The organism is Streptomyces sp. NPDC033229, from assembly GCF_055576875.1.
Window position 1 is genome coordinate 456,035 of sequence record NZ_JBVIQR010000001.1, and the last position, 24,760, is coordinate 480,794.

At 70.7% G+C, this 24,760-nt stretch carries 21 protein-coding genes; 17 read left to right on the forward strand and 4 right to left on the reverse strand.

Going from position 1 to position 24,760, the window contains the following annotated elements:
* Positions 1-2: 2 nt before the first annotated feature.
* Positions 3-1,226, reverse strand: a complete 1,224-nt coding sequence (locus ACZ53N_RS01750) for an ATP-grasp domain-containing protein (RefSeq protein WP_469138993.1) — start codon at positions 1,224-1,226, stop codon at positions 3-5.
* A 475-nt stretch (positions 1,227-1,701) separates the two neighbouring features.
* Between ACZ53N_RS01750 and ACZ53N_RS01755 the strand changes: the two genes are divergently transcribed.
* From ACZ53N_RS01755 to ACZ53N_RS01815, 13 genes are all read left to right on the forward strand, one after another.
* Positions 1,702-2,400, forward strand: coding sequence for a response regulator (locus tag ACZ53N_RS01755; protein ID WP_469138994.1), 699 nt, complete (start codon positions 1,702-1,704; stop codon positions 2,398-2,400).
* Positions 2,401-2,642: 242 nt separating this feature from the next.
* A complete protein-coding gene (locus tag ACZ53N_RS01760; RefSeq protein ID WP_469138995.1) occupies positions 2,643-4,004 on the forward strand; it encodes an LLM class flavin-dependent oxidoreductase in 1,362 nt (453 codons plus the stop codon).
* A 21-nt stretch (positions 4,005-4,025) separates the two neighbouring features.
* The gene (locus tag ACZ53N_RS01765) at positions 4,026-5,195 is read left to right on the forward strand and encodes a pyridoxal phosphate-dependent aminotransferase (protein ID WP_469138996.1); all 1,170 of its coding nucleotides are present in this window, start codon (positions 4,026-4,028) and stop codon (positions 5,193-5,195) included.
* A complete protein-coding gene (locus tag ACZ53N_RS01770; protein WP_469138997.1) occupies positions 5,185-6,159 on the forward strand; it encodes a 3-methyl-2-oxobutanoate hydroxymethyltransferase in 975 nt (324 codons plus the stop codon). The genes ACZ53N_RS01765 and ACZ53N_RS01770 overlap by 11 nt, the downstream gene beginning before the upstream one ends.
* Entirely contained in the window at positions 6,156-7,481 is a 1,326-nt protein-coding gene (gene ectB / locus ACZ53N_RS01775; RefSeq protein ID WP_469138998.1) for a diaminobutyrate--2-oxoglutarate transaminase, read from the forward strand. The genes ACZ53N_RS01770 and ectB overlap by 4 nt, the downstream gene beginning before the upstream one ends.
* Complete coding sequence (locus ACZ53N_RS01780) at positions 7,478-8,470, forward strand: diiron oxygenase (RefSeq protein WP_469138999.1); 993 nt, start codon at positions 7,478-7,480, stop codon at positions 8,468-8,470. Before ectB ends, ACZ53N_RS01780 begins: the two co-directional genes overlap by 4 nt.
* 1 nt (position 8,471) lies before the next feature.
* Positions 8,472-9,698 carry an MFS transporter gene (locus ACZ53N_RS01785; RefSeq protein WP_469139000.1) on the forward strand — a complete coding sequence of 409 codons (1,227 nt, stop codon included), beginning with the start codon at positions 8,472-8,474 and terminating at the stop codon, positions 9,696-9,698.
* Positions 9,691-10,431: a TSUP family transporter gene (locus ACZ53N_RS01790; RefSeq protein ID WP_469139001.1), complete on the forward strand. Its 741-nt coding sequence runs from the start codon at positions 9,691-9,693 to the stop codon at positions 10,429-10,431. Before ACZ53N_RS01785 ends, ACZ53N_RS01790 begins: the two co-directional genes overlap by 8 nt.
* A gap of 112 nt (positions 10,432-10,543) precedes the next feature.
* Positions 10,544-11,416 carry an NAD(P)-dependent oxidoreductase gene (locus ACZ53N_RS01795; RefSeq protein WP_469139002.1) on the forward strand — a complete coding sequence of 291 codons (873 nt, stop codon included), beginning with the start codon at positions 10,544-10,546 and terminating at the stop codon, positions 11,414-11,416.
* Positions 11,413-12,696 (forward strand): ATP-grasp domain-containing protein, encoded by a 1,284-nt coding sequence (locus tag ACZ53N_RS01800; protein WP_469139003.1) that lies wholly within the window; start codon positions 11,413-11,415, stop codon positions 12,694-12,696. The genes ACZ53N_RS01795 and ACZ53N_RS01800 overlap by 4 nt, the downstream gene beginning before the upstream one ends.
* Positions 12,693-13,226 (forward strand): flavin reductase family protein, encoded by a 534-nt coding sequence (locus tag ACZ53N_RS01805; RefSeq protein ID WP_469139004.1) that lies wholly within the window; start codon positions 12,693-12,695, stop codon positions 13,224-13,226. Before ACZ53N_RS01800 ends, ACZ53N_RS01805 begins: the two co-directional genes overlap by 4 nt.
* Before the next feature lie 881 nt (positions 13,227-14,107).
* Positions 14,108-14,446, forward strand: a complete 339-nt coding sequence (locus ACZ53N_RS01810; RefSeq protein ID WP_469139005.1) for a MerR family transcriptional regulator — start codon at positions 14,108-14,110, stop codon at positions 14,444-14,446.
* 306 nt (positions 14,447-14,752) lie between these two features.
* On the forward strand, positions 14,753-14,956 hold the full coding sequence (locus tag ACZ53N_RS01815; protein ID WP_469139006.1) for a cold-shock protein: 204 nt from the start codon (positions 14,753-14,755) through the stop codon (positions 14,954-14,956).
* A gap of 378 nt (positions 14,957-15,334) precedes the next feature.
* Here the strand turns inward: ACZ53N_RS01815 and ACZ53N_RS01820 are convergent, their stop codons facing one another.
* Both ACZ53N_RS01820 and ACZ53N_RS01825 read right to left on the reverse strand, forming a co-directional pair.
* Positions 15,335-16,900: a phytoene desaturase family protein gene (locus ACZ53N_RS01820; RefSeq protein WP_469139007.1), complete on the reverse strand. Its 1,566-nt coding sequence runs from the start codon at positions 16,898-16,900 to the stop codon at positions 15,335-15,337.
* Positions 16,901-17,211: 311 nt separating this feature from the next.
* Positions 17,212-17,904, reverse strand: a complete 693-nt coding sequence (locus ACZ53N_RS01825; protein ID WP_469139008.1) for a DUF4232 domain-containing protein — start codon at positions 17,902-17,904, stop codon at positions 17,212-17,214.
* Between the two features lie 346 nt (positions 17,905-18,250).
* Here ACZ53N_RS01825 and ACZ53N_RS01830 point away from each other — a divergent pair, with 346 nt between their 5' ends.
* The 3 genes from ACZ53N_RS01830 to ACZ53N_RS01840 all read left to right on the forward strand — a co-directional run bounded on the left by ACZ53N_RS01830 (position 18,251) and on the right by ACZ53N_RS01840 (position 22,467).
* Positions 18,251-19,603 (forward strand): cytochrome P450, encoded by a 1,353-nt coding sequence (locus ACZ53N_RS01830; RefSeq protein ID WP_469139009.1) that lies wholly within the window; start codon positions 18,251-18,253, stop codon positions 19,601-19,603.
* Entirely contained in the window at positions 19,600-20,703 is a 1,104-nt protein-coding gene (locus ACZ53N_RS01835; RefSeq protein ID WP_469139010.1) for a terpene synthase family protein, read from the forward strand. The genes ACZ53N_RS01830 and ACZ53N_RS01835 overlap by 4 nt, the downstream gene beginning before the upstream one ends.
* A 201-nt stretch (positions 20,704-20,904) precedes the next feature.
* Entirely contained in the window at positions 20,905-22,467 is a 1,563-nt protein-coding gene (locus ACZ53N_RS01840; protein WP_469139011.1) for an FAD-dependent monooxygenase, read from the forward strand.
* A gap of 614 nt (positions 22,468-23,081) precedes the next feature.
* On the opposite strand, the gene ACZ53N_RS01845 is transcribed toward ACZ53N_RS01840, so the two are convergent.
* The gene (locus ACZ53N_RS01845; RefSeq protein WP_469139012.1) at positions 23,082-24,011 is read right to left on the reverse strand and encodes an NADP-dependent oxidoreductase; all 930 of its coding nucleotides are present in this window, start codon (positions 24,009-24,011) and stop codon (positions 23,082-23,084) included.
* 63 nt (positions 24,012-24,074) lie between these two features.
* Between ACZ53N_RS01845 and ACZ53N_RS01850 the strand changes: the two genes are divergently transcribed.
* The gene (locus ACZ53N_RS01850; RefSeq protein WP_469139013.1) at positions 24,075-24,725 is read left to right on the forward strand and encodes a TetR/AcrR family transcriptional regulator; all 651 of its coding nucleotides are present in this window, start codon (positions 24,075-24,077) and stop codon (positions 24,723-24,725) included.
* Positions 24,726-24,760 lie beyond the last annotated feature (35 nt).

The following is a 24,760-nucleotide window of genomic DNA, read 5'->3' on the forward strand; positions in this document are numbered from 1 at the left end:
CGTCAGCTCCGGCGCGTGCGTGACATTTGGCCGTCCTCGCCGTGGCGTCCGGTCCACCGGACCCCCGCGGCGTACCACTGGGCGAGTTCCTCGGCGCGCCGCTCGACCTCCTGGTCGTCGGCACCGGTCAGGACGTAGGCCGCCAGATAGTGCGCGGACTTCACGCCCCCCTCGTAGGCCGCGCCCACCGTGGCCCGCAGGCGTTCCTCCACCACGAAGGGCGGGGGGTCCTCGGGCAGGGCCGCGAGTGTGCCCCGTTCGGGATAGAAGACGACCCAGCCCGCGCTCCGTCCGGGCGCGACGCCGTGGATCCTGGCGTCGGTCAGGGTCTGTGGGGCGACCTGGGCCCGGAACCACTGTTCGTCGAGGTTGAAGCCGGTGGCGGCGTGGATGGCGGGGGCGGTCAGCGCGCCGCCGGTCCTGCTGCCGATCTCGCACAGCACGAGGCGGTCGTCGGGCGTGTGGAAGACCTCCAGGTGGAAGGTGGCGCACTCGGGGGTGGGCAGCGCGTCGAGGACCTTTCGCGCATAGCCGATGAGCCGGTCCGCCAGCGGGTGGTCACGGTTGAGCTGTGCCGAACCCAGGTAGAGGCCCTCATGGAAGGACAGACAGTCGTTGAGGTAGCGCGAGACGAACGTAGCCACCGGTGTGCCGGCCGCCACCAGCCCGTCCACCACATACATCTGCCCCTCCACGAACCGCTCCACCTCGGCGTGTTCGGGCAGGCCTTCGGCGAGGAGCCGGGCCAGGTCAGCGGGGCCGCGCAGTACCTGGGTGCCGGTGGAGCCGGAACCGAGGGCCGGTTTCACCACCACGGGGTAGCCGTGCTCGCGGACGAAGCCGAAGAGGTCGAAGTCCACGCGTACCGGGGCGAACTCCGGTACCTCGAGGCCGCTTTGGCGCACCAGGGACTTCATATGGACCTTGTCGCGGAACGCGAGGGTGCTGGCGAAGTCCTGGCCCGGCACGCCGAGCAGCTCCCGCAGCCGCGCCGCGCGCAGCAAGTCGCCCTCCATGCGCGCGATCACCGCACTGGGTGGCGTGCGCTCGGCGAGGTCGAGGGCCGTCCGCTCCGCCTCGCCGCCCTGGCGGTAGTCGGGGAGGGACACAGCGCCCGGAATGTGGCTGTACTGCGGGAACTTGGCCGCGGAGACCAGGAGGTGCGGCCGTACGCCCGTATCGGCCGCCCACTTGTCGTACGGAGTGTCCGCATAGTCGCTGTCCACGAAAGCCAGAACACTGCGTTCTGCTCCAGATCTCACCGGCACCTCCCAGGACTCCGAAAGAGCACGCATCGGCTGCATGCGGCCTCAACGCTAGGGGCGTGACCCCAGGTCAGGGCCGTCCTGGTAGATACCTCAGCTTTACCCCGGAAAGATTGTTCTGCTCATTCTGACAGTGTAGGAAGAACCGGGGGGACCGACGATTTTGATCTGGCACACACACTGGGGCGAAGTTGAACATTCAACGAATTCTCGCCGGTAAGCGGGCACCCGCGGCCGAACGGGGTGTCATTCTCCGGCTCACCGAGAGGCCGCCACCGCCCCGCCCCGCCGTCGCTACGCGCGCCCCGGTGACGGTGCTCGGCAATCCCCTCGGCAATCTCGCCGACAACGTTGTCGACGACGACGCGCCACCCGGTGGTGCCGCGTCGACCGGCCGACTGCCCCGGAATCCCCCCGTGACGGCGGGAGCGGCACCGTGATCGACGTGCTGGTCGTGGACGACGACTTCTACGTCGCCGACATCAACTCCCGCTTGGTATCCCGCGTCCCGGGATTCCGCGTCACGGGCCGGGCCCGCACGGCCGCCGAGGCGCTGATGGCCGTCGAACGCGGCAACGTCGATCTGGTGCTGCTCGACCACTACCTTCCCGACGAGGACGGGCTGCAGTTAGTGCGCAGGCTCCGTCGGCTCGGCCACGAGACCGACGTCATCATGGTCTCGGCCGCCCACGGTGCGGAGCAGGTCAGCTCGGCGCTGCGCAACGGCGTCCTGCAGTACCTGGTCAAACCGTTCAGTTTCGCGGCCCTGCGGGCCAAGTTGACGTCCTACGCCCAGATGCGTGACCGCCTCGACCGGTTGGATTCCCTGGGCCAGGGCGAGGTGGACGAGATCTTCGGTACGCTCCACGCACCGGTCCAGGCGGAAGCGCCGCCCAAGGGGTACTCGGCGGCGACCACCGAGCACATCCGCGACGTGCTGCGCCGGGCCGGCAAGGCGCTGTCCGCGCAGGAGGTCGCCGACCTCACCGGGGTGAGCCGCTCCACCGCGCAGCGGTACCTCAAGCACCTGCAGGAGCGCGGCAGTATCCAACTCGCCCTGAAATACGGGGGCGCCGGCCGCCCCGAGCATCACTACGAGCCCGCGCACGGTGCCTCCCGCGCGCGACCCCGCTGAGCGCACTCCACGAGGGCGCCCCCCGGGTGTCACCGGGCCCCCACCCCGAAAGGTGCGGGGCCCGCGCCGTTCCGCCGGTGTCATCGGGGCGTTACCGCACGGTAAGCAAAAGAAGCAGAAGGGGATTTCCGCAGTAAAGCCACAGTGCCCGCAGAAACGTGTCACCCTCTCGGCGCCTGATCTAGTGTCCGTCTTGATCCAAAGTTCCTCACCTGCAAGGACACCGGAGACCTGCTATGGGCGTGACACGCCGTACGCTCCGTCTTGGAGCCTTTCTCCTGGCCCCCGGCTACCACGTCGCCTCCTGGCGTCACCCCACGGCCCGCGCGAACGGCGGCCTGGACTTCGCGCACTACCGCGATCTCCTGCACACCGCCGAGCGTGGCAAGTTCGACATGTTCTTCGTCGCCGACGGGGTGGGCATCCGCACCCCGTACCGCAACGCCGACGAGCTGAGCCGATGGGGCCGCTTCCTCCAGTTCGACCCGCTGACGCTCCTGTCCGCCCTCGCCGTGCACACCACGCACATCGGCCTCGCGGCGACCGCGTCGACAACGTATAACGAACCGTTCCACATCGCGCGGAAGTTCGCCTCGATCGACCACCTCAGCGCCGGCCGGTCCGCCTGGAACATCGTCACCTCGGTGACGGACGCCGAGGCGAAGAACTTCAACCGCGACTCCCAGCCCGACCACGCGTCGCGCTACCACCGGGCCAGGGAGTTCATGGAGGTCGTCACCGGCCTGTGGGACAGCTGGGACGACGACGCGTTCACGTACGACAAGGAGTCCGGGCGCTACTTCGATCCCGACGGGCTGCACATCCTCGACCACAAGGGCGAGCACTTCTCGGTGCGCGGTCCGCTCAACGTGGCCCGCCCGCCTCAGGGCTACCCCGTGCTCATCCAGGCGGGCGCCTCCGCGGACGGTCAGGACTTCGCCGCCCGCTGGGCGGAGGTGGTGTTCACCGCCGCCCAGACCCTGGACGAGGGCCGGACGTTCTACCGCGGCATCAAGCAGCAGGCCGCCGCCTACGGGCGCGACGCCGACCAGATGAAGGTGATGCCCGGTCTCTTCCCGGTGATCGGCCGCACCCGCGCCGAGGCCGAGGACAAGTACGCGGTGCTCCAGGACCTGGTCGACCCGGTGGTCGGACTGGGGCTGCTCACCCAGCTCCTCGGCGACATCGACATCTCGGGCTTCCCACTGGACGAGCCGCTGCCCGAACTGCCGCCCACCCAGGGCAGCACCAGCCGCCAGCAGCTCGTCTACGACAAGGCGCGCCGCGAGGGTCTGACGGTCAGGGAGCTGTACCAGTCCCTGACCGGGGGCCGCGGGCACCGCGTCGTCATCGGCACCCCCCAGGACGTCGCCGACCTCATGGAGGAGTGGTTCACCGGGGAGGCCGCCGACGGCTTCAACGTCATGCCGCCCGTGGTCCCCGAGGGCCTGGACGACTTCGTCGACCTCGTGGTGCCCGAGCTGCAGCGCCGGGGCCTGTTCCGCACCGAGTACGAGAGCACCACCCTGCGCGGAAACCTCGGCATCGACCGGCCCGCCCGCGGCGCCGCAGCCGAACTCCCGCTCAGTAAGGGCACGTTTTAAGTTCAGGAGTGAGCACCCCCCATGCCTTCCTTTGCCAGACCCCTCAACGAGATACCGCCCTCCCCGCTGGTGACCGTCGACCGGCTGCTGCGCTCCGGCGCGCACACCGAACCGGTGCCGTTGCAGCAGGGCAAGACCGTCTTCGAGCCCTGCGCGCGGCCGACCACCTGGGAGCGCGCCGAGTTCGGGATCGCGGCCCACGAACACGCGCCGCCCGCCGGAGTCCCCGCGCTGCGCTCGGCGTTTGCCGAAGCGGCGAGCCGACGCCGGGGCACCCCCGTCGACCCCGGGCAGGTCCTGGTGACGAGCGGCGCCACCCACGCCATCGCGGTGACCCTGCACGCCATCCTGGGCGCGGGCGACGAGGTCCTCATCCTGTCCCCGCAGTGGCTGTTCGCGACCGGCCTCGTGTGGGCGGCCGGCGGGACGCCGCGCGAGGTGCCGGTCTTCCTGGAGCTCAGCGAGGACCCCGACTTCGACTTCATCTCCGTGATCGAGCGGGCCGTGGGACCGCGTACCCGGGCGATCTACTTCAACAACCCCAACAATCCGACGGGCTTCCGCCTGGACGAGCGTGCCCTCGGCGCGCTCGCCGAGCTCGCCGAGCGGCACGACCTGTGGCTGATCGCCGACAACGCGTACGAGAACTACGACTTCAGCGGCGGCGGATTCCTCGACACGGCGACCGTCCCCGGCGCGGCGGAGCGCACCTTCTCGGTGCACAGCTGCAGCAAGACGTACGCGATGCCCGGCGCCCGCGTGGGCCACCTCATCTCGCCGCCCGGCGCGGAGGAGATCCTCACCAAGTGGTCGCTGCACACGCTGTACTCGGTCTCCACGGCCGCGCAGTACACCGCGTTCCGGGCGCTCGCCACACCCGCCGACGAGCTCGCGCGGCGCCGGTCGGCGGCCGAGCGCGCATGGCGACTCGCCGACGCCGCCCTGGAGATCCCGCACACCCGCATCAAGGGCGGGCTCTACACCTTCCTCGACCTGAGCCGGTACGGCGACGGCGCGGAGTTCGTGCGTCGCTGCGCCGAGGCGGGCGTGGGACTGGCGCCGGGCCGGGTGTTCGGCGCCCACTGCGACGGCAGGGCCCGGCTCTGCTTCACCGCGGCACCCGAAGAGGTCGTCACGGACGCCATCGGCCGTATCAACAAGATCTACTGGGAGGGCGGCCGTGACCGTTGACACCACCGTGGCCAGGCCGGCGGCGGCTGCCGCGCTGGCTCCGTATCTGCACCGGTACGACAGCCCGGCACAACTCGGACTCAAGATCAACGCGTATCGGGGTTACGAGGTGGAGGGCCTCGCCGAGGCGCTGCGCGCACCGGACCTGCACGACGCCCCCGTCGAATGCGTGATGGTCGGCGACTCGTACTTCATGACACACCTGGGCCGCGACGGCACCACGCTGAGCGGCGACGCCGAGCAGGAGTGGGGCCTTGCCACCCTCACCGGCCTGGTGGCCGAGGTGCGCACGGCGCTGGACGCCGAATTCCCGGCCGCCAGGCGGCCGTTCCTGCTCGCCGACCTGCCGGACGGGGCGACGCGCAGCCCTGCCGCGGCCCGGGCCGCCGCCGACCGGTTCGTCGCGGCCGGCGCGGACGCCGTCAAGATCGAGGTGGCGGGCGAGCGCGAGTTCGACTGCATCGAGGCGGTGGCCGCGACCGGCACGCCCACCCTGGCGCACCTCGGCTACACCCCGCAGAGCGGCGGTCTGGCCCGGCACGGCGACGCCCTGGACGGCGCGCTCGCGCTCTTCGCGCAGGCCCGCAGGGCCCGGGCCGCGGGCGGCTGCGGGCTGATCATCGAGATGGTCAGCGAGGCCGTGAACCAGGCGCTCAGCCGGCCGCACCCCGAAGGCCTCCCGCTGTACTCCGTCTTCAGTGGCCGGGCCCGCTGGGGCGGCCAGAGCCTCAACCTGTGGGACGCCGTCGTACGCCCCGTTCCGGGTGGCCGCTACTTCCCGCCGACCCCGGTGATCGACGCGGCCGAGGTGCCCGAGCGGTACACCCCGGAGCTGATCGCCGACCGCATGCGCGAACTGCTGCGGCTCAGTGTCGCCGGCTGGTTCCCGCTCTCCCCACGCACCGCCCTGACGTCCCGTGAGACGGCCGAGATCACCGGCATCGACCCTTGGAGTGCCTCATGACCACCGCTGAACCGGTCACCGCGGAGCGGGCGGCCCCCGGCTCGGACACGGCCGTCTTCGACGAGCTCGAATCGGCCGTACGCACCTACTGCCGGCGCTTTCCCGCCGTCTTCACGCGTGCGGCGGGACACCGCATGTGGGACGCGGACGGCCGCGAGTACATCGACTTCCTGTCGGGCGCCGGTGCGCTGAACTACGGCCACAACCCGCCCGAGGTGCGCGCCGCCCTCATCGAGTATCTGCAGGCCGACGGGCCGGTCCACGGCCTCGACCTGCACACCGGCGCCAAGGCCGCGTTCCTGCACCGCTTCCGCGAGGTGGTCCTCGCGCCGCGCGGGCTCGACTACCGGGTGCAGTTCACCGGGCCGACCGGCACCAACGCCGTCGAGGCGGCGTTCAAGACGGCCCGCCGGGTCACCGGACGCACCGACATCATCGCCTTCACCGGCGGCTTCCACGGGCTCTCGCTCGGCGCGCTCGCCGCGTCCGCCACCTCGTTCAAGCGCGGGGCGGCCGGGGTGCCGCTCGGTCACGTCACACGGATGCCGTACGAGGGGTACGCGGGCGAAGGCGTCGACACCATCGACTACCTCACCCGCATGCTCGACGACCCGGGCAGCGGCATCGACCTGCCCGCGGCCTTCGTGGTGGAGACCGTACAGGGCGAGGGCGGCCTCGCGGCGGCGAGCGCGCCGTGGCTGCGCAGGCTCGCCGAGGTGGCGCGCGAGCGGGACATCCTGCTGATCGTCGACGACATCCAGGCGGGATGCGGGCGCACCGGCACCTTCTTCAGCTTCGAAGAGGCGGGCATCGTCCCCGACCTGATCTGCCTGTCCAAGTCCATCAGCGGCTTCGGCCTGCCGATGGCCCTCGTCCTGGTCCGCCCCGAGCTCGACCAACTGGGCCCCGGCGAGCACAGCGGCACCTTCCGCGGCAACAACCTGGCCTTCGTCACCGCCACGGCCTGCCTGGACCGCTGGGCGGACCCGGAATTCGCCCAGCAGGTGCGGCGCAACGCCGCCGCCCTGGAGGACCGACTCACCGAACTGGCGGCCACGTTCGGTGACCTCGGCGCCGCCGTGCTGGGGCGCGGCCTGATCCGCGGGCTCGGCTTCACCGACCCGACGCTCGCGGACCGGGTGTCACGGGCCGCCTTCGCGCGCGGGCTCCTGGTGGAGACGTCCGGCGCCCGCGGCCAGGTCCTCAAGATCATGCCGCCGATCGTGGCGGACGCCGAAGAGCTGGCGCCCGGCCTCGCCCTCCTCGCCGACTCCATCGCGTCGGCCGCACACGAGCACGTATCCGAAGGGGACTTGAGTTGAGCATCGCCGAGCACGAGCAGACCATCGAGGGCGGCACCGAAGACGGTCACGAGGACGGCCACGCGCACGGCATCGACGAGACCGTGCTGCGCCGGATCGCCGACTCCTGGCCGCGGCGCGCCACGATCCGCACCGATCTGGACCAGATATCGGAGCCGGAGGAGTACGACGAGCGGCTGCCGGACTACCCGGAGCACCTGCTGCCGTTCGCCGAGCACCCCCTGTACCTCGCGGCCACGCCCGAGCAGCGCCAGAAGGTCCTCACCATGGCCTGGCTGGTCTACAACGAGCGGGTCATCGCGGCCGAGGAGTACGTCGCCAACCCGACCTTCGCCATGATCATGCACGGCGCCTTTCCCGGTGCCGACGGCATCCAGCTCAAGCGCGCCGTCCAGCAGACGCATGTGGACGAGGTCTGGCACACCTACATGCACATGATCGCGATGCAACGCACCCGCGAGGTCCGGCAGATCACCGGCGAGCCCGCCTACCCGCACACGGTCACCTACCGCCGGCTCCTCGAGGCCGACGCGAAGGCGTCGGAGCGCTGGGAGCGCGACCTGCTGAAGCTGGTGTGGACGACCGTCTCGGAGATCAGCGTCAACGCCTATCTGGAGCTGCTCTCCCGCGACAAGACCGTACAGCCGCTGCACGCCCTGGTGCCCCGGCTGCACGCCCGTGACGAGTCCGCGCACTCCTCCGTCATGGTCGAGGTCGCCAAGGCGCTGTACGTGCACATGAACGCCGAACAGCGCCGCACCTTCGTCGACTCGCTGCCCAAGGCGCTGCATGCCTTCGTGGAGCAGGACTTCGCGGTGTGGCCCGGCATCCTGCGGGCGGCCGGGTTCGAGCAGGCCGACGAGATCGTCGAGGACTGCCGCCGTCAGGCCGGCACCGGCCTGCTGGTGCGCGACTTCTCCGGGGTACGGCGCATCGTGCGCGAGATGGAGCTCGAGGACCAGGTCGACTTCGACTTCGGGACCGAGTGACGTGAAGCTCACCGCGGGCGGGCGCAGGCTCGCCGCCGCAGCCCTCGTCCAGTCGCTCGGCATCGGCCTGTTCATGGCGAGCTCCATGGCGTACTTCACCCGGCAAGTGGACCTCTCGGCGAACCAGGTGGCCTCCGGGCTCGCCCTCGCCGGTGTCGTGGCCCTGGGGATCTCGCTGCTCGGCGGGGTCCTCGCCGACCGGTACGGGGCACGTCGGGTACTCGCCGCGGTGTATCTGGGGCGGGGCGTGTGCTGTGCGGCGTACGTCTTCGTCACGGACTTCTGGCAGTTCATGGTGGTGACGCTGTGCGCGGTGGCGTGCGACAGGGCGGGGCCCCCGGTGCTCCAGGCACTGGTCGCCGTGGCCGTGCCCGAGCGCCAGGAGCGCACTCGCCTGCTCGCGGTGGTCAATGTCGTACGCAACTGCGGACTCGGGGTCGGCGCGATGGCGGCCGGGGTGGCGCTCGCCAGCGACACCCAGGCCGCCTACCGGGTCACGCTGGTCGCCATCGGGCTCGCCTTCCTCGGCGGTGCGGTGCTTGTGCTGCGGGTGTCCGAGCTGGCCGTGCCCATGACCGAGGCCCCGGAGGGCGCGGCAAACCGGCCGGTCAAGGGCCGGGTGCTGCCCGACGCGCGCTATCTGACGCTGACCGGGCTCAACTTCCTGCTGTTCTTCTTCGACACGATGCTGCTGGTCGCGATGCCCGTGTGGATCCTGGAGCACACGGACGCCCCGCGGGCCACCGTGTCCGTGCTGTTCGCGCTGAACACCGTGCTCGTCGTGGTGCTGCAGATCCCGGTCAGCAAGCTGGCGACCGGCCAGCGGCGCACCACCCGGATGCTGACGTGGACGGGTGCCGTGCTCGCGGTGAGCAGTCTGTGCTTCGCCGCGTCCGGCTCCGTCGCGGGCGGGCCCGCGGTGGCGTGGCTGGCCGCCGCCGTGGTGACGTTGTCCCTGGCCGAGGTGATCGCCAACTCCGCGGTGTGGGACCTGTCCATCGCCCTCGCCCCGGAGGAGCAGCGCGGACGCTATCTGTCCGTCTTCAATCTGAGCGTGGCCGGACAGCGGGTCCTCGGCCCCGTGATGGTCACCGGGCTGTTGCTCGGCTCGGGTTCGCTCGGCTGGGTGGTGGCCGCGGCGGTGCTCGTGGTGGCGGGCTTCGCGGCCGAGCGGGTCGCCCGCGCGGCCGGGGAGCGGATGCGAGCAGGGGCACCCGCCCATGCCTGACCTGTCCGTCCTGGCCTTCGCGTCCGTCGCGGTGTTCGTCGGCGCGCTGGTCCAGGGCAGCCTGGGAGTGGGTCTCGCCCTGGTGTCGGCGCCGGTGGTGCAGATCGCCGCGCCGAGCCTCATGCCGGGGTCACTGCTCCTGGTCGCCGCCGTCCTGGCCGCGCTCGGGGCGGTCCGGGAGATCTCCCACACCGATTGGTACGGCGTCTCCTGGGCAATGGCGGGACGCATCGCGGGCACCGTGGCGGCCTCGTACGTGATCCTCGTGGTCTCGGTGCCGACGCTCGACCTGCTCTCCGCGGGCATCACCCTGGCCGTCGTCTCGCTGCTCGCCTTCGACCCGGCCAGGCTGCCCAGGAGCCGGGGCACGCTGATCGCCTCCGGCGCCGTGGCGGGACTCACCGGCACGACGTCGTCCATCGGCGGGCCGTTCATCGCGCTCGTCTACCACCGGGAGCCCGGGCCCACGGTCCGCGGCACCCTCAGCGTCTTCTACACGGCGGGGACGCTGCTCTCGCTCGGATCCCTCACCGCCGTAGGCCGTCTGCCGGGCCGGCAACTGGCCTTCGGGGCCATGCTGCTGCCCGCGGTGGTGGCCGGGTTCGCGCTGTCGGGACCCCTCCGGCGGCGGGTGGACGGCGGCGGCAGGATGCGTGGCGCGGTGCTCGCCCTCGCGGTCGTCGCGGCGCTCGTCCTCCTCGTCCGGGGGCTGGCCGCCATCGTGACGGGATGAGCGCGGCGCCACGCCACGAGCGCGCCGGAACAGCATGAGCGCGCCGGAACGGCACGAGCGCGTCCGCTGGGACGCGCGAGCAACAAGTACCGAGAAAGGAACGGATCGGATCATGCGGGTGGGATTTGCGGGACTGGGGTCCATGGGCGGAGGGATGTGCCGTCGCCTCGCGGAGCGCGGGTTCGACGTGGTCGCGTACGACGCCGATCCGAGCGTCGCCGCGGCGGCCGGTGAGCACCCGGGCGTGCGCACGGCGGAGGGCATCGCGGACCTGGCCGCGCCGGTGGTGGTCACCATGCTCCCCGACGGAGCGGCAGTCCGGCAGGTGGCCGACGAGCTGCTCCCGCACCTCGCCGCGGGCTCCTTGATCGTCGACACGGGCTCCTCCGCACCCGAGGACACGCTGGCCCTCGGCCGCGCGGCCGCCGCGCACGAGGTGTTCGTGGTGGACGCGCCGGTCTCCGGCTCCCCGGCCGCCGCGCGCGCGGGTGAGCTGACGCTGATGGCCGCGGGCGCACCCGAGCACATGGCACGGGCCGAGCACGTACTCGGCGCACTCGGCACGGTGTACCGGGTAGGTCCCGCGGGCGCGGGCCACGCGCTGAAGGCGCTCAACAACCTGCTCTCCGCGATCAATCTCGCCGCGGTCGCCGAGGTCATGCTCGCCGGGCGGGCGTTCGGTCTCGAACCCGCGGCGATGCTGGAGGTGATCAACGCGTCCACCGGCCGCAACCACGCCTCGCAGACCAAGCTCCCCGACCATGTGCTGCCCGGTACCTTCGACTCGGGCTTCGCGCTGCGCCTGATGCTCAAGGACATCCGCATCGGCACGTCGCTGCTCGACTCCGCGGGCGGCCCCGCCGCCTTCGGCCACGCCTGCCGGGAGCTGTGGGAGAAGGCGCACGACGAACTGCCGGCGGGCGCCGACAACGTCGAGGTCGTGCGCTGGCTGGAGAACGCATCGGGACGGGAGCTGCGCGCATGACGCACGAGAACACACCGCGGATCGCGGTCATCGGCGGCCAGGTCGCCGCCCTGAAGAAGGCACGGAAGGCCGGCTTCGACATCGTCTGGGTGCACGGCCCGCACGAACTCGACCCGTCGGGCCTGGAGCTGGTGGCCGAGGCCCACCTCACGGACTACCGCGACCCGCAGGCCGTCGCCGATCTCCTCGCCGCCGTGCACCGGCACCGGCCGCTGGCCCGGGTCGTCTCGATCATCGAAGACGGCCTGGAGTCGGCGGCGGCCGCGACGACGGCGCTCGGACTGCCGGGCACCGGCCTCGAGACCGTCCGCGTGCTGCAGGACAAGCTGGCCTTCCGGGAACTGCTCGCCGAGCGGGGCATCGAAGGGGTCGCCGCCCGCCTGGGGCACGACGAGGCCGACATCCGCGCCTTCGTCACCGAGTTCGGACCCGCGGTGATCAAGCCGAGGTACGGGTCCGGCAGCCTCGGCGTGCGGCTGGTGGAGGGCCTCGACGCGGTCACGGACGTCGCGGCCTGGGCAGCGGAGTTCGGACTGCACACGTTCCTGATGGAGCAGTATCTGCAGGGCCCCGAGTTCAGCGTGGAGGCGTTCAGCTTCGCGGGCGAGCACGTGGTCGTCGCGTGCACGGCCAAGGAGAAGCTGGACTCGTTCGTCGAGGTCGGGCACGTACAGCCGGCGGGCCTCGACGCGGACACCACGGCCCGGATCGACTCGCTGGTCAGCAGGATGCTGGACGCCGTGGGGGTCAAGGACGGCCCCTCGCACAGCGAGGTGATCCTCACCTCCGACGGCCCCCGCCTGGTGGAGTCCCACAACCGGCGCGGCGGCGACCGCATCACCGATCTGACCCACGAGGTGTACGGGACCGACATCGACGCGCTGGGCTTCCTCTGGTACGCGGACCGTACCGCGCCCATCACGCCGGGCCCGGCCAGGGGCGGCGGCGCCATCCGTTTCCTGACCGCGGAGCCGGGCATCGTCGAGTCCGTCACCGGAGCCGACGAGGTGCGCGCCGATCCGCGAGTGGTGACCCTGCAGCTCTCCGTCGCGCCCGGTGACACGGTGGCCCCCATCGCCTGGTCGTACGACCGGTCCGGGCTGCTCATCGTCCGTGGCGAGTCGGCCGACGAAGCGCGTGCCCTCGCCCACGAACTGGCCGCCCGGATCACCATCAAGACCCGACCCGACACGGCGGCGGGCACACCGCGCTCCATCGCGGCCGTGGCCCCCCGGCCCGAACGGCTGATCGGCACCACGCCCTCAGAGGCGGGCTCGTGACCACCGTGGCGGCCACGGTCGGCGCCGATCAGCTGCGCACCGCGCTGCGGGGGCACGCATCCGGCGTCGCGGTGCTCACCGCGGCCACGCCCTCCGGCCCCGCCGGGGTGACGATCACCTCGTTCACCTCGGTGAGCGCCGAACCGGCGCTGGTGTCCTTCGCGCTCGCCGAGACGTCCTCGACCTGGGCCAGGATCAAGGACTGCCAGAGGTTCGGGATCCAGCTGCTCGGTGCCGCCCAGCGCGACGTGGCCGAGCGGTTCGCGGCCGTCGGCGTCGACCGGTTCGCGCCGCCCACCCGCTGGCACACCGGCCCGCACGGGGTGCCGCTGCTCGACGACTGTGCCGCGTGGCTGGTAGGCACGCGCCACCGCCAACTCAGGCTCGGTGACCACGAATTGGTCGTCTGCGTCGTGGAGCACGTACGGATCGGTTCCCCGGGGGGCAGCCTGGTGCATCTGCACGGGGCCCTGCACGCCACCCCGGGTGCGCTCCCCGCCCCAGAGGGTCCGGAGAGTTCAGCGAGGTGACCCCTCTGGGCAGGCTCTACGGGGGCCTGCCCCCTGCGCTGCATGACCTCATCGCCCGGGGCGCCCGCTGAAGCCCATGGGTAGGTGGGCAGAGGGGGCGCCGTACACCCATTCGGCGGTCGAGGTCGACTATCTCCCTGCCTGGCTCACGGAAATCTATGTCGGTCAGGGTAGACATTGGGCGGTGGTGTGGTTATGGTTTCTCTCGTAGCCGAGATCGAGCAAGGCCCGGCAGAGATGAACTGCCGGGCAGCAGTACCCGAAGTTGCAGTGCGCAGGACGGTTCGGTGGTGGAGTCTCGAAGCCAGCGTTGTTTGCAGGACGGCGACGGGACTGACGACCGGACCGGGGGGCCCGCAGTGATCAGGGGCCGCCGTGAGCAGTACCGCAGTTCACGCAGTAGCAGTACCCGTAAGTGCAGTTCGCAGTGCACAGCAGTGAAGTCGGTGAGCAGTACCTCGGTGAAGGCGTCGGCTGCGGGCGCGCGCACCGGGAGGTTCGGCAGTGGGGTTCCAAGCCAGAGCAGAGCGCAGGACGGGCGACGGGGCTGGCTGCCGAAGAGCGGCGCTGTCACAGGCCGCAGAGCAGTACGCATCACCAGCAGTAGGTAAGTGAGTAATCCCAGAGGGAAGAAACGGAGGAGCCAGGCGCCATCAGGATCGCCCGGGCAGGAGCGATGAGCCCGGGTACCGCAGGACATCGATAGTGAGGTGGTCTCCGGTCAGGCAACCGCGATCCCCGCACCCCCGACAGTATTCCGGTCGGGTCCGCGGACACAGAAGGCCGACGCAGTAAGGTCGGCAGATGGTGTTGTAGTTCCTTCGGGGCCCTGGTGCCATACGGCACCAGGGCCCCTCCATGCGTTCCACAGAGAGGTGCAAATGACAGCAGATGACTCGTACGGCCGTCTCGACGACGACGACTACCCCGCCTACACCATGGGCAGGGCAGCCGAGATGCTCGGCACCACCCAGGGCTTCCTCCGCGCCATCGGCGAAGCCCGCCTCATCACCCCGCTCCGCTCCGCGGGCGGCCACCGCCGCTACTCCCGTTACCAGCTGCGCATCGCCGCCCGGGCCCGGGAACTCGTAGACCAGGGCACCCCCATCGAGGCCGCCTGCCGCATCATCATCCTCGAGGACCAGCTCGAAGAAGCCCAGCGCATCAACGCCGAATACCGCCGCGCCGCCGCATCGGCGAACCCGCCGGCCACGGCCTGAGGTGCGGCACGCCGCGCTCCGGGCGGATCAATATCTATGACCGCTGGATGAGGGTTTAATGCACCGCGCGGGCAGTGTATTCACCCCGATGAACAGAGCAGAATTATTAACCGTACACAGGTCGCCACCGCATGCTACTGTCGGTCTCAGTTGCAGTCGTGGCTCCCAAAACTTCGACGTCTTCGTGGGTATTTTCAGCCGCAGGAAGCGTTCTGTATTTCCGGTCGTTCTCCGGGCGGGGCATCATCGCGGCGACCGGTAGCCGTGAATTGCGGGTCCGGCGTACTGCCCCAAAGGAGATATGACATGGCATCCGGCACTGTGAAGTGGTTCAACGCGGCCAAGGGTTTCGGCTTCATCGAGCAGGACGGTGGCGGCGCTGACGTGTTCGCCCACTTCTCGAACATCGCCGCCCAGGGCTTCCGTGAGCTGCTCGAAGGTCAGCAGGTCACCTTCGACATCGTGCCGAGCCAGAAGGGCCCGACGGCCGAGAACATCGTTCCCGCCTGATCGCTCACGCGCGCTTCGTAGCTGGGGCCCGCATCCCTCGGGGTGCGGGCCCCAGCTGCGGGCATTCCCCGAGAATTCCCTCGCGGGCCGACGAGGTCATCTGTGGATCCCGCTCCAGGAATCCCCCAAGGAATATCCTGGAATGCGGGCCTTTTTGTATTCGAGCCCGTCGGCGGCTTGGATTTCCTGCCCGCATGGCGTAGCCCACTTCGTATTCCGTTCGTCCCCTTCTTGTGATTCCCCGCGCTGCTCCTCCGCGAGAATTCCTTGATGCGTGCCATATCGCCCTGCCGGTCGTCGACGAGCGGGGCAGCGCTCCGGGCGCGTCATTGTGTTCCGGACCTGCGGGGTGTCGGAGACAGTGCACCCTGACGGTGGTCACCGCCCCAGTGCGGCCATTGCCGCGTTGTGGCCCGGGATTCCGCTGACGCCGCCGCCTCGGATCGCGCCCGCCCCGCACAGAAGCACGTTGGGGTGGGCGGTTTCGACGCCCCAGCGGCCGGTGGTCCCGTCTGCGTGGGGGTAGGCCATATCTCCGTGGAAGATGTGGCCACCGGGCAGTCTCAGGTCGCGTTCCAGGTCCTGGGGGGTCTTGACCTCGATGCAGGGCCGGCCTTCCTCGTCGACGGCCAGGCAGTCCTCGATCGGCTCTTCCACGTGGGCGTCGAGCTCGGTGAGCGTGGCCCTCAGCAGGGCGTCGCGTGCCGCCTCGTGGTGCTTCGTGAAGAGGCGCGCGGGGGCGTGCAGGCCGAAGAGGGTCAGCGTCTGGAAGCCCTGGGCGGCGAGTTCGGGTCCGAGGACGGAGGGGTCGGTCAGCGAGTGGCAGTAAATCTCGGACGGCGGTGTCTCGGGCAGTCGTCCGGCGGCGGCCTGCGCGTAGGCCGTCGCCAGTTGGCCGTATCCCTCGGCGATGTGGAAGGTGCCCGCGAACGCCTCGCGCGAATCGACGGTGTGATCGCGCAACCGCGGCAGGCGTCGCAGCAGCATGTTGATCTTGAGCTGCGCTCCCTCCGCGGAAGCCGGGGGTTCCTCTCCGAGCAGCGCGGCGAGGGCGTGCGGGGAGGCGTTCACCAGCACCTTGCCGGCGGCGACGGTGCCTTCGCGGAAGGGGGTGCGGTAGGCGACCTCGGCCGACGTCCCGTCGGTGTCGACGCGGATGGCCTCATGGCCGGTGGCGATCTCCGCACCGGCGGCGCGTGCCGCGTCCGCGAGGGCGTCGGTGAGCGCGCCCATCCCGCCCACGGGCACGTCCCAGTCTCCGGTGCCGCCGCCGATCACGTGGTAGAGGAAACACCGGTTCTGCACCAGGGACGGGTCGTGGGCGTCGGCGAAGGTGCCGATCAGCGCGTCCGTGAGGACGACGCCACGGACCAGGTCGTCCGTGAAGTTCTCCTCGATGGCGACGCCGATGGGCTCCTCGAACAGCATCCGCCAGGTCGCGTCGTCGCCGATTCTGGCGCGCAACTCGGAGCGGGTCGGCAGCGGTTCGGTCAGGGTCGGGAAGACGCGCTCGGCCGTGCGGCGGGTCCGCTCGTGGAAGCGCTGCCACGACGCGTACTCGCGCTCCGAGCCCGTGAGGCCGGCGAACGACGCACGGGTGCGGTCAGGTCCGCCGCCCACCAGTAGACCGGTGTGCCTGCCCCCGCGGACCGTCGGCGTGTAGCTGGAGACGGTGCGCTTGCGTACGGCGAAGCGCAGCCCCAAGTCGCGCACGATCGTGTCGGGCAGCAAGGACACCAGGTACGAGTAGCGGGAGAGCCGGGCGTCGATCCCGGCGAAGGGGCGGGTCGAGACGGCGGCGCCTCCGGTGTCCCCGAGGCGCTCCAGGACGAGGACGGAGCGGCCTGCGCGGGCAAGGTAGGCGGCGGCGACCAGTCCGTTGTGGCCACCGCCGACGATGACGGCGTCGTACACAGCTCGGCTGAACGATGCGGCTGTGGGCATGACTCTTCGTAGCACGGGGTGATCGGCGTGGGCCAGAGCGCGTCGGCGCGGCGACGGCCGTAGGCCGCGCAAGGCCGTCGACGCGCCGCTTCCAGGAGGCCGCTGCCGAGCACCGGTGCGGGCGCGGCGGCGGTCAGTACGCCCGGCCGCCCGGAGCGGACGCGACACACCTCGGACACGATGCTTGCCGACGCGAGCTGTCGCGCACCGCGCCGAGTTCCCTCCGGACGGGCCTGGTTCCCCGGTCCGGTAGGGGTGCCAACCGGCGTGTCCGAAGGAGCGCGTGCCGCCATCCCTCAAGGGCGTGCGGATCAGCCGCCCTGACCGGCGCTTCCGATCGGGCCGACCTTCACCGGGGAGCCGGAGCCATCCGTGACGGGCAACGTGGCGGCGCCCGGCCAGGGGAGGGAGACCGTCTTCGTCTCGCTCGGCGGGGTCACCAGAAGCCCCGTGACGCGGACTCCGGAGCCACCCGACTTGTTGAACGGATAGTTGATACCGAAGGCCGTCGACTGCCCGTTCCTGAGGATGGCCGAGGGGGCCTGCTCCCCAGTGCGCTTCGCGGACAGCGACCCCGCGGTGGTCTTCAGGTCGACGCCCGCGTACCCGGATATCGCACAGCTGCGGCCGCTCCTGTTCTTCAGCTCCACCACGACGGTGCCATCGGGGTCACCGTCGATGGTGCCGTCCTTCGCCGTGATCGCCAGCTCATCAGTGCGGCACTTGGCAACCTTGCCGCTCTCCTTGGAGCCGGCCCCGGCGGCCGCGCCCTGCCCGCCGGAGCCCTTCCCGGCAGAGCCCTTCCCAGGGGAGCCCTGTCCGGCGGAGTCCTTCCCGCCGCCTTGATCCGAACCGCCCGAGCCCGAACCGCCGGACGAAGAAGACACGGAGGACGCGGACGAGGGGCCGTTCCGACCCGTGTCGGCATCGCCGTTCTGGCAGGCCGTGAGCGAAAGACCCGCGGCAATGGCCAGGGCGGTTAAGGGGAGCTTGTGAACGCGCATCGCTTCTGCCTCAATATCGGTTGGGGTGGGGCGCCGGCCGCTCGGTACGCGTCGGTACGAGCGAACGTTTCCGATCACCAGGATGCGTCTGGCCCGGCGAACCGTTCCGCCCAACCACCGCCTCATACGTGCCTGTTACATACACGGCTATGGATGACGCCCACCGCCACCGGGCACGCCCCTCCCGCACCCACCCCTCCCGCGCTCTTCCCCTGTCCTGGTCCGGCGCGGCATGCGTGCGCGAGCAGGCGGAGACCGGCGCGCCCGTCACTGAGAGTCGCGCAGCAGGTACTCATGGTTGTATTCTCCGCGCGATGATGATCGGCGATCACCGGGGGAGAAGGCTATGCAGCAGACGGTCCGGAGGTCCCCGGTAGGGCTCCCGCTGCTCGGGCATGCGGGGCGGCTGGCGGTGGATCCGCTGGGTTTCCTGGAGCAGCAGCGCGCCTCGGATCCGGTGGTTGCTTTGCGATTGGTGGGCCGGGAGTGCTTCCTGGTGAACAGTGCCGAGGCGGCGATGGACGTACTGGTCTCCCGACAGGAGCGTTTCGACAAGGGCGGCCCGTTCATGGAGGCGGCTCGGCAACTGGTCGGGAACGGTGTGATCACCTGCAACGCCGAGGATCACCAGGTGCAGCGGCCGGTGATGAAGCCGGCGTTCCATCGCAGCCGGGTCGCGGGCTACGCGGAAGTGATGCGTGAGTGCGTGGTGGAGGCCATCTCGCCGTGGCGGGCGGGTCAGGTGCTCGATGTCGGTGCCGCGATGTACCAGGTGGCTGCGCTGGTGGTCGCGCGGACGCTGGTGTCGGCACCGGCCGGGCAGCAGGCGGCGGAGGTGATGGCGGGCGCCCTGCCGCAGCTGCTGCGCGGCCTGCTGCGCCGGATGCTGATCCCGGTCGGCTGGGTCCATCGCGTCCCCACCCCGGCGAACCGGCGCTTCGACCAGGCCCGCGCCCGCCTGAACCAAGCCATCGACCAGGTCATCACCCAGTACCGGCAGCAAGAGGAGAGCCGGCAGGACCTGTTGTCGCAGATCATGGCCGGTGACGAGGACAGCGGGCGCCGCCCCGATGACGCCGAGGTGCGCGACCAGGTCATGTCGGTGCTGGCCGCGGGCGTCGAGACCTCCGCCTCGCTGCTCGCCTGGACCTTCCAACTCCTCGCACACCACCCCGAGATCGAGACGAGGCTGTGGGAAGAAGTCGACGGCGCTCTGGGCGACCGCCCGGTCACCTTCGACGACCTGCCCTCGCTGCCGTACACCAAGCGAGTGCTGACCGAGGTCCTGCGCCTGTACCCGCCCACCTGGCTGCTCAGCCGCATCGTGGTCGAGCCCACCGAGGTCCGCGGATACCGCCTGCCCAAGGGCGCCGATGTCCTCATCAGCCCCTACGCCCTGCAGCGCAACCCCGAGGTCTTTCCCGACCCCGGACGGCTCGCCCCGGACCGATGGCTGCCCGAACGCCTCACCACCGCACAGCGGCAGTCCTTTCTGGCCTTCGGCGCCGGACGCCGCCGGTGCATGGGCGAGTTCTTCGGCATGACCGAAACCACCTTGGCCCTGGCCACCATCGCCCAGACCTGGCAACTGCGCCCCACCGAGCCGGGTCCCGTCCGCCCCCTTCCGCGGTTCCTGCTCGTTCCCGCCGAACAACCTCTCCTGCTGCACCGGCGCCAGCCGCGAGGAAGCCGGCGTTGACCACACTCCCCGCCCCCGGCAGGGGCCCGGACGAGGCCGCGGAACCAGGCTCGTACCCCAGCTTCCTACTGCCCTCCTTCCCCCGCTTCCAACCCGCGCTGCACCGCCCCGGCATCGACCGCCTCGAAGCCTCCTGCCGCGCCTGGCTGGACGACAGCCTGCGCCAGGCCCACGACGACTGCCCCCACGCCTTCGAGCACTTCCTCGGCCAGCGGACCACCCTGTGGAACCTGCTGGCCTACGCCACCACCGGCACTGCCCGCACGAAGGTCATTTGCCACTGGATCGACGTCCTGTTCAGCATCGACGACCTCTTCGTCCATGCCCCCGACTCCCGCCTGGAACGCCTGGGCCTGCACCAACTGGACGTCCTCTTCGACGATGACCTGGCCGCTCCGCGGACTGTCTACCCGCGAGTGCTGGCAGCGTTGAAGGAACGTCTCCGTGCCGGCATGTCACCCGCCTTGTGGGGCCGGTTCGCTCATGAGATGAAGGGATTCTTCGCAGCCTGCCGCACGGAGCGGGGTTGGCTGCGGGACGGCACGTCTGTTGACCTGGCCGCCTACGAAGGATCGCGGATCAAGAGCGTGGGCGAATGCTGTTTCCCGCTCCTGGAGTACGGGCTCGACATCGACCTCACGCCCCACCTCGCCGCCATGCCCGAACTGGGCCGGCTCAACCACCTGGTGGCCCGCCACTGGATCGGCATCAACGACATCTTCTCGTACCGCAAAGAGCTCTACAGCGGCGACACCATCAACGAGATCACCCTCACCCTCGCCGCCAACGGCGGCAACCTCCAAGCCGCGGTCGACCGCGTCGCCGACACCGTCAGACAGACCGAAGACACGTTCTGTGCCCTCAGCGCCCGCCTACTGGGCACGGTAGCCAGTCGGAATCCCGCGGTGACGCGGTACGTGGAAGCACTGCGATGGATGATCGCCGGGAACCTCGAGTGGTCCTACATCACTCCCCGCTACAACGGTCACGGTCACATCTGGACCGGCCACACGACCGCCACCGCCATCCTCACGCCACACCGCACCCTCTATCACCACGCTGCCACGGCGAAGGCGCCCTCACCCGGGCATGGGGAGTGACGGGACCCTGTCGGTTACGACCGAGCGGATCGAGGACCGGCCGGGACACCGGCGGGAGGCGGGGTGAGGTAGCCGAGCAAGGGCGCGGACGGCCCGTTTCCCGTCCATCCTCGCGGGGCCGGTCCCTTGACATCGCGGTGCCTGTTGTGGCTGGTCAGGGCGGTGGAAGGGCCTTTTTGACCCTCCGTCATAGTGGGCGCCATGAACTATGACGTAGTGGTGGCCGGCGGCGGCCCGGTCGGACTGATGCTGGCCTGTGAGCTCCGGCTCGGAGGCGCGCGGGTGGCCGTCCTGGAGCGCCTCACCGAAGTGAATCCGACGATCAAGGGCGGGGCGATCACCACGCCCAGCGCCGAGGCGCTCTACCGCCGGGGCATGCTGCCCGCGCTGGCCGAGGTGCAGCAGCAATCGATGGACCGCTTTTACGCGTTCATGCGCGAGCGCAGCGGCGGGGACGGAGGCAGGACTGCGAACCAAGGGCTGGGGTTCGTCGGACACTTCGCCGGGATCATGCTGCGCGCCGACCTGGTTGACCGTACGGAGCCGGGCCTCGGCGACGCCGGACCCGCCGCCGATATCGCTCTCGTGGCGCAGCAGGACATCGAGCGGCTGCTCGGCGAGCGGGCGGTCGAGCTCGGCGTCGATGTGCGCCGGGGAGTGGAGTTGACCGGCTTCGAAGCGGACGACGGGGCCGTCACCGTGCGGACGAGCGATGGGGACATGCGCGCCGGCTGGCTCGTGGGCTGCGACGGCGGCCGCAGCACGGTCCGCAAGCTTGCCGGATTCGAATTTCCCGGCACGGACCCGGAGATCACCTGTCATCAGGCAGTCGTGGAGATGACCGGCGCCGAGGATCTGGAGGTCGGTTGGGCCGCCACGGACACCGGGGTGTACGCCCACGGGCCGATGCCGGGCCGCATCGTCACCGTGGAGTTCGAGGGCCCGCCGGCCGACCGGGAGGCGCCGATCACGACCGAGGACCTTCAGGCGCGGCTGCGCCGCGTATCCGGCGTGGACGTCACGATCACCGAGGTGCGGACCGCGACCCGCTTCACCGACCACGCCCGCCAGGTCACCGACTACCGCAAGGGCCGGGTGCTGCTGGCGGGCGACGCGGCGCACGTGCACTCCGCGTTCGGGAGCCAGGGGCTGAGCCTGGGGATCGGGGACGCGATGAACCTCGGCTGGAAGCTCGCCGCGGTGATCTCCGGCCGGATGCCGGAAGGGCTGCTGGACACCTACACCTCCGAGCGGCACCCGGTCGGCGCGCAGATCCTGGACTGGACCCGCTCCCAAGTCGCGGCCATGCGCCCGGACCCGCAGTCGAGGGCCCTGCGCGAGATCGTCAGCGACCTGGCGGAGACGGTCACGGGCACCACGTACCTCACCGCGCGGCTCAACAGTGCCGGGGTGCGGTACGAGCTGCCGGGCGAACACCCGCTGACCGGCCGTAGCGCTCCGGACCTCGAATTCACCGACGGCACCCGCCTCGCGGACCACCTCCACGGCGGCCGGGCGCTCCTGCTCGACCTGACCGACGACCCGGAGCTCCGAGCCCTCGCCGCGGGGTACGCCGACCGCGTCGACACCCTGACGGCCGGCTGCCCGTCCCGCCCGGAACTGGCGGCGGTGCTCGTCCGGCCGGATGGCTTCACGGCCTGGGCGGCCGACGCGGGGGCGCAAGGGCCGACGTCGACGGCCGGGCTGGCGGAGGCGCTGGAGGAGTGGTTCGGAGTGCCGGAGGGTGCGGTGACGCCGGGCTGATCCGCCGCTCTGCCGACCGACTCGAACCACGAGCCGATCCCACCCACGGCCGCCGCACCCACCCGGTGTGGCGGCCGCCCGCACCGCGCTCCCCAGCGCCTGCGGGAACTCCCCGGATTCCCCCCAGCGGACAGGCGGTTGCTGCATCCTCCGGACGGCAGTTCTCACGCTATACCGGCTTCAGTTCCGCGTCGGCTTCGGAGTCGACCACCGAGCACGCCGGTGGTCGCGCAGTGCGTCCGACCCGCATCCGCCAGGTTGGAGTCGGTGTCGTAATTACGGGGCGTCAGGCGCTGGTTCCTCGCGTACACCTTCCCGTCTCACCAGCCGGACCCGAGCCGTCTGGCAGTACCAGCCCGTCCCGACGTTGTCGGGGCTGCTTACCGCTCGTCTCGGTATCCCCCGAGGCGAACTATTCCCTGCTTCAACCGGATTGCTGCGACAACCCGGCGGTAAGGTCTCTCACCTCACTCGACTCCATGGCGCATCGTGGCGCACCCACCCGCTACGACAAGACCCCCGAGTGCTACCTCGCCGGCCTCCACCTCCGCGCCTCCATGATCGGATCGAAGACCTCACCCGAACCACTCACTGATCACGACTCAATACAGGCCCTAAAGGGTGAGCACGATCTTGCCCCGGGCGTGGCCGGTCTCGCTCAACTGGTGTGCTGCAGCCGCGTTCTCGATGGGGAAGGTGGCCGCGACCGGCACGGTAAAGCGGCCCTGACCGGCGAGAGCGGCGGCCACGGCAAGTCCTTCGATCGCCTGCGGGTCCGCTCCCGGGCCCGCCGAGCGCGAGTGATGGACTCCGTACTGGGCGGCGTTCATGTCGGCGATGGTCACCACCCGCTCCGGACTTCCGGTCAGGTCCACCAGGTCGGGCAGCGAGCCGGATCCGGCGCAGTCCAGGGCGACGTCGACTCCGTTGCGTGCCACGGTGGTTATTCGCTCGCCCAGCCCGGGGCCGTAGGTGATCGGCGCCGCGCCCAGCCCCGCGACGAACTGGTGGTTGTGCGCGCCGGCTGTCCCGATGACGGTCGCGCCGCGGGCCGCCGCGAGTTGGACGGCGACCGTGCCGACCCCGCCGGCAGCGCCCTCGATCAGCAAGGTCGTGCCTGTGTCGACCTTCAGCCGGTCGAGGGCCCGCGTGGCGGTCTCGACGTTCCCGGCCGCGCCGCCGGCCTGCTCCCAGCTCAGCGCGTCCGGCTTCATCGCCCATGCCGCCAAGACGGCGTACTCGGCGTTCGCACCGCCGAGCTCCGCGACGTCGACGATGCCGAAGACCTCGTCGCCCGGCCGGACACCGGTTACCCCTGTGCCGACCTCGTCGACCACCCCCGCGGCGTCCATGCCGAGCACGTGGGGCAGGCGCAGCGGCACCATGTCGCGGAACCGGCCTGAACGGAGGCGGCAGTCGGCGGGAGTGAGGCCCGATACCCGTACGCGCACCCGGATGTGGCCTGGTCCCGGGTGTGGTTTCGGTACTTCGGCGACTTCCAGGACGTTCGCGGGGCCGTACTCGGAGAATGTCAGTGCTCTCATCAGCGCTCTCATGGCGTCGGACGCTATCCGGAACCCCCCGTCCGTTTGGCTAAAGTGAGAGCGGTGACGACCCCTTTGCCTCGCCCCCTGCGCTCCGATGCCCGGGACAACCGGGAGCGCATCCTGGCTGTGGCCCGCACGACCTTCGCGGAGCAGGGGCTGGACGTGGCGATGCGCGAGATCGCACGGCGTGCCGAGGTCGGCCCCGCGACCGTCTACCGGCACTTTCCGACCAAGGAGGGGCTGGTCACCGAGGCCTTCCGCGAGCAGATGACGGCCTGCACGGCCGTCGTCGACGTGGGACTGGCCAACCCTGAACCTTGGCGCGGCTTCTGCCTGGTGATCGAGGCGGTGTGTGAAATGCGTGCCCGGGACCGGGGGTTCACCGCGGCGTTCGCCTCGGCCTTCCCCCGCGCGATCGATTTCGCCGCGGACCGGGAGCGGGCACTGGGCAAGGCCGCCGAACTCGCCCGCCGGGCCAAGGCGGCCGGCAGGCTGCGCCCGGACTTCCTCCTGGACGACCTGGTCATGGTACTCATGGCCAACAGCGGCATCCGGACCACCTCACCGGCCGCCGCAGTGACCGCCTCACGGCGCTTCGCCGCGCTGCTGATCCAGGGCCTGCGGGCAGAGCCGGCCCTCCCGCCGCTGCCCCCGCCGGTCCGGCTGCCGCCGGCGGTTGTGACCTGGACCGATTCTTTCGGAACCATCTGACCGTGCAGCGGTTGCGCCGCCCGGCCGGCTCCGGG